Annotated in this window: 6 protein-coding genes; 4 read left to right on the top strand and 2 right to left on the bottom strand. The window is 57.9% G+C overall.

What is annotated here, in order from left to right; all coding sequences use genetic code 11:
• Both QZL63_RS00895 and QZL63_RS00890 read right to left on the bottom strand, forming a co-directional pair.
• Nucleotides 1-2,597 (bottom strand): 4-alpha-glucanotransferase (locus tag QZL63_RS00895; protein WP_290585414.1); only part of this gene is annotated, 2,597 nt, incomplete at its 3' end.
• 422 nt (nt 2,598-3,019) lie between these two features.
• Nucleotides 3,020-3,373 (bottom strand): hypothetical protein, encoded by a 354-nt coding sequence (locus tag QZL63_RS00890; RefSeq protein ID WP_290585406.1) that lies wholly within the window; start codon nt 3,371-3,373, stop codon nt 3,020-3,022.
• A 93-nt stretch (nt 3,374-3,466) separates the two neighbouring features.
• On the opposite strand from QZL63_RS00890, the gene QZL63_RS00885 reads away from it, so the two are divergent.
• The 4 genes from QZL63_RS00885 to QZL63_RS00870 are packed head-to-tail and all read left to right on the top strand — an operon-like array spanning nt 3,467 to nt 11,230.
• Nucleotides 3,467-6,772 (top strand): SusC/RagA family TonB-linked outer membrane protein, encoded by a 3,306-nt coding sequence (locus tag QZL63_RS00885; protein ID WP_022307470.1) that lies wholly within the window; start codon nt 3,467-3,469, stop codon nt 6,770-6,772.
• A gap of 16 nt (nt 6,773-6,788) precedes the next feature.
• Nucleotides 6,789-8,438 carry a RagB/SusD family nutrient uptake outer membrane protein gene (locus QZL63_RS00880; RefSeq protein WP_022307469.1) on the top strand — a complete coding sequence of 550 codons (1,650 nt, stop codon included), beginning with the start codon at nt 6,789-6,791 and terminating at the stop codon, nt 8,436-8,438.
• A gap of 12 nt (nt 8,439-8,450) precedes the next feature.
• Nucleotides 8,451-9,332, top strand: a complete 882-nt coding sequence (locus QZL63_RS00875; RefSeq protein WP_022307468.1) for a zinc-binding metallopeptidase — start codon at nt 8,451-8,453, stop codon at nt 9,330-9,332.
• A gap of 41 nt (nt 9,333-9,373) precedes the next feature.
• A complete protein-coding gene (locus tag QZL63_RS00870; protein WP_022307467.1) occupies nt 9,374-11,230 on the top strand; it encodes a DUF4302 domain-containing protein in 1,857 nt (618 codons plus the stop codon).
• Nucleotides 11,231-11,363 lie beyond the last annotated feature (133 nt).

Raw genomic sequence — 11,363 nt, 5'->3', positions numbered from 1 at the left:
ATGGCGATCATGTCGCGCATCGTGGTGTTGAAGTCCTCCTCAGCGAGCAGCCGCTCCAGGGTTAGGTGCATGCGGTAGCGCCAATAGTAGCGCGGGATGGCCGGGACGTTGATGCGCTCCCGGTCGGGCATCTGCAGGCGCAGCCCTCCGTCCATCGACAGCCAGTCCTGCAGGGGCAGGATCGTGAACATCGCCGGCGACGAGAGGTGCATGCCGATGATGCGGCGGCAAATCCACGGTTCGCAGAACCACGGCGTGTCGCCCTCGCCGTGCAGCACCTCGTGGTAGAAACGGTCCGTGACGCTGCGGTCCTCCTCCCACCAGGCCCGCAGCGGGTTCATGTCGTGGGTCGAGGTGGTGCAGACGCTCAGGTAGGGGTAGTGCGCCGGATCGGCGAACGTCTCGGAGAGTGATTTGGGCATGCGCTGGATCTCGAGCGAGAGGATCTTCAGCGCCCGCATCGTCTCGGGGACGCAGTCGGGGATCATGCCGAGGTCCTCGCCGCAGGCGAGCATGTCGGTGGCTCGGAGCAGCATCGGCAGCTTGCGTAGGGCCGATTCCTGCCAGAACCGGTCGTGGCGGCGGTAGAAGAAGTCGTCGTGCAGGCGGTTGAAGGCCTCCTGCTGTTGGGGGGAGAGCAACTGGAAGGAGAAGGTCGATTGGGCTGCGATGCGGGGGTGGTAGTGTCCCTTGCGGTAGGGGTCCTCGACGAAGAGTACGTCGTCGAGCAGAGCCAGGAATCCGTCGCGCAGGCGCTTCGACCGCTCGTCGTCGCCCGGGAAGAGTTGCTGCACCCTGCGCTGTGTGGCGCAGACCGGCAGCAGATGCCCGTTGCGGAGGTATTTGGTGCGAACCTCGCCGGCCAGTTCGCCGAACAAGCGCTCGAGGATCCACCCGTCGGTCGGCGGAGTCGTGTAACGACCCTCCGCGAGGTCGAATCCCATGCCGCGCAACTCTTCGGCCGGGTAGGGCATGGCGGGGTTGAAGTGTCCCAACAGTCCGTGGACGGCATCGACGGGGATCTCCCAGATACGGAAGAAGCCGAGGATGTGGTCGATGCGGTAGGCATCGAAATACTCCGACATCTTGCGCAGGCGGGCCCGCCACCAGGCGTAGTCGTCCCGCGACATGCGCTCCCAGTCGTAGGTCGGGAATCCCCAGTTCTGGCCGGCGGCCGAGAAGGCATCGGGCGGGGCTCCGGCCTGCGAATCCATGTGGAAGAGGCGCGGAAACTGCCAGGCGTCGGCGCTCGTGCGGCTGATGCCGATCGGCAGGTCGCCCTTGAGGATGACCCCGCGGGCGTGGGCGTAACGCACGGCCTCCGTGAGCTGGAGGTGCAGGTGGTACTGGATGTAGCAGTGGAAGGCAATATCGCTGCGCCGCTTCCGGCAGTAGACCTCCACTTTCGTGCGGTCGAAGTGTGCGTAGTCGCCCCAGCGTGAGAAGTCGGCGGTGCCGTATTCGTCGCGCAGCGAGCAGAATGCCGCATAGGGCAGCAGCCATTCGCGGTTGGCCTCGAGGAACTCCCGGTAGTCGCGGCGGGCCGTCGTGCGCGCCCCGTGGCGGGCGAAGGCTTCGCGCAGCAGCCGCATCTTGGCGCCGTTTACCCGTTCGTAGTCCACCTCGGGAAGTGCGTTGAGTTCGCTGCGCAGGCTGCGGTATGCATCATCCTCCTCGACGCCGGCCTCGGTCAGCCGGATGAACTGCGGGTGCAGCGCGAAGGTCGAGTTGGCGTTGTAGGGGTAGGAGTCTTCCCAGGTGTGGGTCATCGTGGTGTCGTTGATCGGCAGGAGTTGGATCACGCGCTGCTGCGTGGCGACGGCCCAGTCTACGAGCAACTTCAGGTCGAGGAATTCGCCGACTCCGAAACTCTGCTCCGAACGGAGCGAGAAGACGGGGATGGCCGTACCGGCGCTGCGCCAGTGGCGCTCCGGAATGCGGGGCTGCAGGGAGGCCTCGATCAGCCGTTCGCCGTCCGGGGCGACGCCGTTCCAGATGCGGTTGGCACCCTCTTCCCACAGAATGGGGGTGAGGGTTGTACGGTCGGCGATCAGGAACTTGTATTCGCTCCCCTTCGGGAGGGCCAGGCCGAGTTCCCATTCGGGAAAGCGGGTGTCGTCGAACGGGACGATCCGCTGCCAGTTGTCGAGGCGGTCGGAGGCGATGGCCAGTGTTTCGTCGGGCCACAGTGCCGGAACGGTCATCCGGAAGGTCGCCTGTGCGGCGGTTTTGTCTTCCCTGCGGCGCTTTGCGGCCGGCCATGCTGCCCGGCGAGCGAAGATGCCGCGGGTGTAGGCCACCGTGCGGAACGGTGCGTCGGAGCCGATATCCTGCCAGCGGTCGTGGATCCGCAGCGCCCTGCAGTCGGAGAACTCCGCGGGGCGGAGCGTGTGGGGATACCATTCGGTACGGACCTGCGCATTGTCGCGTTCGACCGCATAGCGGTATTCGAGCCGCTCCGCTCCGGAACGCAGCTCGACACTGGCGTGCCAGATACCGTCGTCGGTGTACCGCATGGCGATTTTCCGTTTCCCGAGCAGCAGGACGAGCTGTTCGCCCCAGCGGGTACGGTATTCGATGTCGAAATAGAGTTTCATAGGTTGGTCGGTCTCTGTCGATTGGATTTGGTTCTGTCTACACAAAAATAGAAAATTTACGGAGAAGCTGGAATCTACTTTTACTTTTTTTCTTCGGAAAGGGGATTGACCCCTGTTGCGGATAGGGGCAGGAGGCCATTGTCCCTATGGCAGAAGATCCGGAACAGCCGGGTCCCTGTCTTTCAAAGACCGGGTGCACGTCTCTTCTGCGGGTCTGTATTGGACAAAAAAGTTCATATTGTACTATTTTTGGACCTAAAAAATTTGGTTTTATGGGAATAATTTTTTTAACTTTGTAATATGACGGATCCTGTAGGGTCCATTCAGTTTCATATGGAAAGAGATTATGGTTTTTATGCTGCGAAGCCGATGACCGGATTCCTCCGTCGTCGGTCCCGTCGCGTGCCGGCCACGACTCTTCCCTATGTAAAGAGGGCATCAAAAAATTCCCCCCCCCTTGCCGGATCGGTTGATGGCCGGTCGCGGGCGCATGAGCGGCGATTCAATTCTCTTTCGCCCTCCTTTATCTCTTCGGAATCCCATTCTGTGTCACATGCTTGCATCTCGATGCCGGGCATGCGTTCCTGCGGCTTTGCCCTCGGAGCCGTCGATTCTTCCTTTGAATCCGGAGACAGGATCCGTGTCAGCTCTGAGTTGCTGACGCTGGTTTTCTCTTCTTCCCTTTTATGCCGCGAAATGTGCATGAAAGGAGCCGCAATGATTCGGCGGAGAAGAGAAACATGGACGGAATAGATCCCGGCCGGGGCCTGTTTCATTTTGTTTTCGGGGATCCGCTACCTCTTGAAAAAGGGAGGTTCTTGAACTTTTTACCCTGTTCCCTTATTTTTTAACCCTTTAAATTCCTGCCTATGGTAAAGAATTTACTCTTATCGTTACTGGCGGTTTTTTGTTTGATGACGGCCTCGGCCCAAACGCAGACGGTCAAGGGTCTGGTCATCGATGAGACCGGAACACCGATCGTCGGTGCTACCGTAGTTGTCAAGGATCGCCCGACAATTGGTACTTCCACCAGTGTCAAAGGAGAGTTCGAGCTTTCGGGAGTGCCCCAGACGGGAAAACTCCAGATCTCTTATGTGGGTTACAAGACCCAGGATGTCGATGTCGCAGCCAATATTCGGGTGCAGCTTGAACCCGATGCGCAGAATGTCGAGGCGGTCGTGGTAACGGGTATGACGCAGATGGACAAGCGTCTGTTTACGGGAGCCGCCGACCAGCTGGTCGCCGACGACGTGAAACTGGCCGGTATGGCCGACATCAGCCGCGGTCTGGAGGGGCGTTCGGCCGGAGTGTCGGTGCAGAACGTCTCCGGTACGTTCGGTACCGCCCCCAAGATCCGTGTCCGCGGAGCCACGTCGATCTACGGCAGCTCCAAGCCGTTGTGGGTCGTGGACGGTGTCATCATGGAGGATATCGTCGATATCGATGCCGATGCCCTCTCGTCGGGTGACGCCACGACGCTGATCGCTTCGGCCATTGCCGGACTCAACGCGGAAGACATCGAAAGTTTCAACATCCTCAAGGACGGATCGGCAACCTCGATATACGGAGCACGAGCCATGGCCGGTGTGATCGTCATCACGACCAAGCGGGGCCGTGCCGGCGTGAGCTCCATCAATTATACGGGTGAATTCACCTACCGCATGATTCCCTCCTACCGGGATTTCAACATCATGAATTCGCAGGACCAGATGTCGGTCTACATGGACATGCAGAAGAAGGGCTGGCTCAACCTGGCCGAGACGATCACCGACTCGGAGAGCGGTGTGTTCGGGCGCATGTACCAGATGATCGCCGCCGGACAGCTGGGCAACGACGATGCCAGCCGCGCCGGCTACCTGCGGGCTGCCGAGTACCGGAATACCAACTGGTTCAAGGAGCTGTTCAACAACAACGTCATGCATACCCATTCGGTCAGCCTTACCTCGGGTACGGAGAAATCCTCGTATTATGCATCGCTGAGCGCCATGATGGATCCCGGATGGACGAAAACCAGCAAGGTGGAGCGCTATACGGCGAACATCAATGCGACGTTCAATATCTTCAAGAACCTGTCGCTGAACCTGATCTCGAACGGATCCTACCGCAAGCAGAAGGCTCCCGGAACCCTCTCCTCGGCGACCAACTACGTGACGGGCGAGGTCAAGCGCGAATTCGACATCAACCCCTACTCCTATGCGCTCAACACGTCGCGCACGCTCGATCCCAAGGAGTTCTATACGCGCAATTACGCCCCGTTCAACATCCTGCACGAACTCGACAACAACTACATCGACCTGTCGGTAGTCGAGACCAAGTTCCAGGGAGAGTTGAAATGGTCGCCCGTGGCGGGTCTGGATCTGGCCGTTCTGGGTGCCGTGAAGTATCAGGCCTCCGTTCAGGAGCACAACATCACGGAGGCGTCGAACCAGGCGATCGCCTATCGGACCATCGAGCCGACGACCGTCCGGGACAGCAACCCGTATCTGTATACGGATCCGGACAATCCTTATGCCGTACCGGTTTCGGTCCTGCCGCGCGGCGGTATCTTCGAACGGACCGACAACGAGATGATGTCGTACGATTTCCGCGTTTCGGCCACCTACAACAAGACCTTCGCCGGAAAGCACATCGTGAACCTCTACGGCGGTATGTCGGTGAACAAGATCGACCGCCACAACACGTGGTTCCGCGGCTGGGGTCTCCAGTACAGCAACGGCATGGAGCCCTACTACGATTATCTGGCCTTCAAGCAGGGTACCGAGAACCTCAGCAACTACTATACGATCGGCGATACGTTCTACCGCGAGGTGGCCTTCTTCTTCAACGGAACGTACTCCTACAAGGGCCGTTATACGATCAACGGCACCTACCGCTACGAGGGTACCAACAAGATGGGCCGAAGCCGCCGGGCTCGCTGGCTCCCGACGTGGAACATCTCCGGTGCGTGGAACGTTCATGAGGAGAGCTTTTTCGACAAGATCCGTCCGGCAATGTCCCACTTGTCGCTCAAGGCATCCTATTCGCTTACGGCCGACCGCGGTCCGTCGTATGTCACCAATTCACTGGCCGTTATCGAGTCGGTGACTCCGTGGCGCCCGACCAGCGGCGACGGCGAACCTGCCCTCGAGGTGACCAGTCTCGAGAATGCGCAGCTGACCTATGAGAAGAAGCACGAGCTGAACCTCGGTCTTGATGCCGGATTCGTGAACAACCGGATCAATCTGGCCTTCGACTGGTACAAACGAAACAATTTCGACCTGATCGGCATCGTGACGACGCAGGGTATCGGCGGTGAGGTCTCCAAGTACGGCAACGTGGCCGAGATGAAATCGAACGGTGTCGAAATCAGCCTCTCGACCAAGAACATCCAGACGAAGAACTTCAGCTGGACGACCAACTTCATCTATTCGCACATCCACAACGAGGTGACCAAGCTGGAGACCTCGACCCGGGCCATGACGCTGGTTTCGGGAACCGGATTCACAATGGAGGGCTATCCGGCCCGTTCGCTCTTCTCGTTCCAGTATGCCGGGTTGAGCGAGACCGGTCTGCCGCAGGTGGTCAATACCGAGGGCGAGGTGAGCTCCGATTCGTTCAACTTCCAGGACAGTGACGAGAAGAACCTTCGGACGAATCTGGTCTACTCGGGACCGGTCGATCCGACGGATCTCGGAAGCTTCGGCAATACGTTCCAGTACAAGGGATGGCGGCTGAATGTCTTCATGACCTATTCGTTCGGCAATGTGGTCCGGCTCAACCCCGTATTCGACGGGTACTATTCGGACCTGGACGCCATGCCCCGCGAGTTCAAGAACCGCTGGATGGTGGCCGGTGACGAGGCGATAACGAATGTCCCGGCAATCGCATCGAAGCGGCAGCTGCAGCAGAACTCCTCGCTCAAGTATGGCTACAGCGCCTACAACTATTCGACGGCCCGCATCGCCAAGGGCGATTTCATCCGCATGAAGGAGATCTCGCTGTCGTATGACTTCCCGAAGCGGCTCATCTCGAAATTGAGACTTTCGTCGCTGTCGCTCAAACTGCAGGCAACGAACCTGTTCCTGATCTATGCGGACAAGAAGCTCAACGGTCAGGACCCGGAGTTCTACAACACCGGCGGTGTCGCAGCTCCTGTTCCCCGCCAGTTCACATTGACGGTTCGAATCGGTTTGTAATTAAAATTGAAAGGATATGAAACGAAATATCATCTGTTTTCTGAGCAGTTTGGCCTTCGCCCTGGCTTTGGTGTCCTGCGGCGATTTCCTCGACAAGAATCCCGACCTGCGCACGACGTTGGATTCGGAAGAGAAGATTGCCAACATCCTGGTCTCGGCCTACGTGAGCGGATCCGGCAGCTATCAGATCGTGGCCGAACTGTCATCGGACAACGTCTGCGATCGGGGCATTACCAAGAACTATGACCAGTTCTACGAGGATGTCTACGAGTGGGCGGAGAATGTGACTACCGGTAACGACTCTCCGCGAAACATCTGGAGTGCTAACTATGGTTGCATCGCCAATGCCAATCAGGCCCTTTCGGCCATCGAGGAGATGGGCGGAGCCACGACGGCGGCTCTGAAGGCCAGCAAGGGCGAAGCCCTGCTGTGCCGGGCCTACTCGCACTTTGTGCTGGCCAACCTCTTCTGCATGCCCTACAATCCGGCTACGGCCGACAACTATCTGGGCATCCCCTATATGGATCATGCCGAAACCGACCTCAACCCCCGCTATGACCGGGGTACGCTCAAGGAGGTCTACGAAATGATCGGAAAGGACATCGAGGAGGGTATCCCCCTGATCGATGACACCTCCTATGCCGTGCCGAAGTATCACTTCAACTACAAGGCCGCATGCTGCTTTGCTTCGCGTTATTACCTCTTCATCCAGGACTGGGACAATGCGATCAAGTATGCGACGGAGGCGCTGACCTCGAATCCGACCTCGCTCCTGCGGGATTACGATGCCATTGCGGCGATTCCGAATGGCACAAGTCGCCATCAGGCATACGTACAGTCGTCGAGCTCGGCCAATTTCCTCGTTCAGGCGGCTACTTCGAGCGCCGGAACGGTGTTCGGATGGTACACGACGGCCGGTCGCTATGCACACGGTAAACTGCAGGGTACCTATGAAACCGTACAGCCCAAGTATGGCGGTCCCTGGGGTAACAGTGTCTATTTCAAGGCCGGTCATGCGGTGCTTGCATCGTCCGGGAAGTACATCCTGCCGCGTATCTGGTATACGTTCCAGTATACGGATCCGGTTGCAGGAACCGGTTATTCGAAGGCCGTGTCCGTTCTGTTCTGTATGGAAGAGGCGCTCCTGAACCGTGCCGAGGCCTATGTCATGAAGATGCAGGAGGATCCTTCGGCTCTGGACAGTGCACTGGCCGACATGAACATGTATGCCTCCAATCTCTTCTCGTCGGGATTCACGCCCATGACCGAGGAGTCGATCAAGAAGTGGGCGACGGAGACCTATCCGAACTATTCGGAACTCTACGTGGGCAAGACCTCGGAGACAAGTCCGCAGACGCTCAATCCGAAAAAGAAACTCTTCGCTCCTCCGTACAATGCGCTGGAGAAGGGCGGCACGCAGGAGAGCATGCTCCAGGCTCTGTTGTTCATGCGCCGTTACCAGTTCCTGCACGAGGGCATGCGCTGGTTCGATACGCGCCGCTTCGGCATAACGGTCTACCGGTATACGCTCGACGAGGACGATGAAACCGTGCTCCAGATTACCGATCAGATCAGTGACGAGGATGGAACGCCCGATCCCCGCCGCGCCCTGCAGCTCCCGTCCGACGTCATTGCGGCCGGTCTGACCCCCAACCCGAGAAATTAAAAACGAATGCATATGAAAAGATATCTGATCATCCTGTTGCTCCCCGTCGTATCGTTCTTCTTTTCCGCCTGTTCGGACGACGATGAGCTGAGTTCCACCAGCGTGGTCCGGGAGGCAACTACCGAAGAGAATGATTTCGACCGTTGGCTCACGCGCAACTATGTGGAGCCATACAACATCCTGTTCAAGTATCGGTTCGAGGATATCGAGTCGAGCATGGACTATTACCTCACGCCGGCCAGCTACGAACAGTCCGTCGCCATGGCCAAGCTGGTGCTCCACATGTGTCTGGAGGCTTACAACGAGATTACGGGCGATACGGAGTTCATCAAGGCCTATTTCCCGAAGATCCTCTATCTGGTCGGGTCGTATGCCTACAAGACCAACGGATCGCTGGTGCTCGGAACGGCCGAGGCGGGGGCCAAGATCACGCTGTACAACGTCGATGGGTTGGTGCCCACGGCCGTCAATGCGAAGACCTCCTATTTCAAGACGCTCCACCATGAGTTCGGACACATCCTCAATCAGACGAAGCCCTATTCGACCGATTTTGCAGAGATCTCCGGCCCGGACTATGTGCAGGACCAGTGCTTCGAGATCTATACGTCCGATGAGATGGCACTCAAGGACGGATTCATTTCGCCCTATGCCTCGAAAGCAGACAGCGAGGATTTCGTCGAGTTGATTTCGCTCTATGTCAATCGTTCGTCCGAGGAGTGGGAGGAGATGCTGACGACGGCCGGAAGCAGCGGCCGGGAGAAGATCGAGGCCAAATTCGAGATCGTCTACAACTACATGAAGAATAGCTGGTCGATCGATCTCAATGAGTTGCGCGATATCGTACTGCGTCGTGCCTCCGAGGCTCCCTACCTCGATTTCGAGTCGCTCGACTGACCCGGTTAATTGAATGGTTTCAGAACAAACGATCAACGCATATGAAAAGAACAACGATCATATCATTTCTGGCGCTTCCCCTGCTGTGCACCTCGTGCCTGTTCGACGAAGAGGACTTGTTCGACAAGACTGCTTCGGAACGTATCGAGGCGGCCAAGGTTGAGGCGAAAGCGGCTCTCGAGAGCGCCCCGAACGGGTGGCATGTCCGTTATTTCCCTTCGGCAACGCAGGAGTTCGGAGGCTACAACGTGTTCTTCAAATTCGCCGACGGACAGGTTACCGTTGCGTCCGAGACCGAAAGCGATCCTTCGACGGCCGAGACGAGCCTCTATTCGCTCGGCGAGGACCTGGGCGTGACGCTCAATTTCGATACGAAGAACTCGGTGATCAACTATTTCGTGCATCCGCGCAATCCCGACGGCCTGGGTTCCACCTACAAGGGAATGGAGGGAGACTACAAGTTCATGGTGATGGAGACCTCGCCGGAGCGGATCCGTCTGCGCGGTATCATCTCGGGAAACTCGTACATTCTGACTCCCATGGCTTCGGATGCCGACTGGGCCACCGAAGTGGAGACCTATCAGAACTGTGCCGAGGACATGGAGTTCAACTCCTATTCCTGTGTGGTAAACGGCAAGACCTATTCCACGGTGCGCACGAACCGCCGGCTGACGATCCGGATCGACGACCAGAATACGGTCTACGCCCCGTTTATCTACACCAAGACGGGAATCAGTTTCTACGAACCGATTACGATCGACGGTGTGACGGCGCAGGATTTCAACTTTGTGGATGAATACTATTTTGTCGAGGCAAACGGTGCCGATTTCAAGATCATGACTCCGGAGCCGATCCGCTCCGACATTACATTCGATGTGGCGGTTCCCGAGGAGGCGAAGACCTACAAGAGCGCGGCCGTCGAGGTCAAGCCGTCGAACGACACCGAATACTACTACATCGGGACCATGCTGCGCTCCGAGTACGAGACCTACCGGGAGAAGAAACTGCTCCAGGAGTTGGTCGGTGCGCTCAACAGCCAGATCGGATCGGGCGACGACGTGAACGAGTTCGCGAAGAAGATGCTTTATCAGGGCGATGGCTCCTACACGCTCAACTATCCGAGCTTCTACGACGAATATGTGGCGATTGTCTTCGGTTGCGCCGTATCCGAGGGCTCGATCCTCTCCACGACGTCGGTGACTGCGGTTCCCTTCTCGGTCGATGCGTCGTTGCTGCCTGAAAACACCAATGATCTGTACAAACGCTGGCTGGGCAAATGGGCCGTTACGAGTACGTCGTCCGAGACGAGCGGGACATCCTATACGTTCTACATCACGATCAAGCCCAATGCCATCAATTCGAGTTTCAAGATCAACGGATGGGGATATACGGTATATGCCAATCTGGTGGATATTGCCGCTACTTATTCCGGAGGCAACCTGCGGGTGACCGGAAATCAGGCGGATCTCTATACGACCTCTACCGGAACGATTTATCTGGCCAACCGATATGTCGATCGGGATACCGGCAGCGATTATGGAATTGTCAATTCGACCAATGCCTCCAACCTGGTGGCGACATACAGCGAAGATGAACCGGGCAAGGCGACCATGGTCGGACGTAACGGCTCGCTGACCAGCGGGGTGAACTTCACCATCACCTGCCTGGAGCTTTATGAACGCAGGACCGGCTCCACCTCATATTACTACCTGCCGATTGCGGAGGGTTACACCTCCCTGGACTACTTCGTCGGGCCCTATACCATGGTGCAGCTTGTGGATGCCGAGGGCAACGAACTCTCGCCGGCGGCTTCGGCAGCGACGAAGCAGCAGGTACCCTTCTTCCCGGCTTCGGCGATCGGGATCTCCGGATCGGAGCAGTGCAAGGCTGTCGAGTAGACGACTCTCTGGAAAACAAAGGGTGGATCCGCATGCAGGATCCACCCTTTGTTTTGTGGCTTTTCGACACGGTTCCCGGAAGACCTGGCCGATATGGCAAGAGGATCCATCTATCGTTGGGACGACGGTTTGC

Origin of the sequence: Alistipes sp. CAG:268 (assembly GCA_000434235.1) — a bacterium.
GTDB classification, from domain to species: domain Bacteria; phylum Bacteroidota; class Bacteroidia; order Bacteroidales; family Rikenellaceae; genus Alistipes; species Alistipes avistercoris.
Note: the sequence above shows the minus strand (reverse complement) of the source record. Positions and strands in the feature narration are given on the sequence as shown.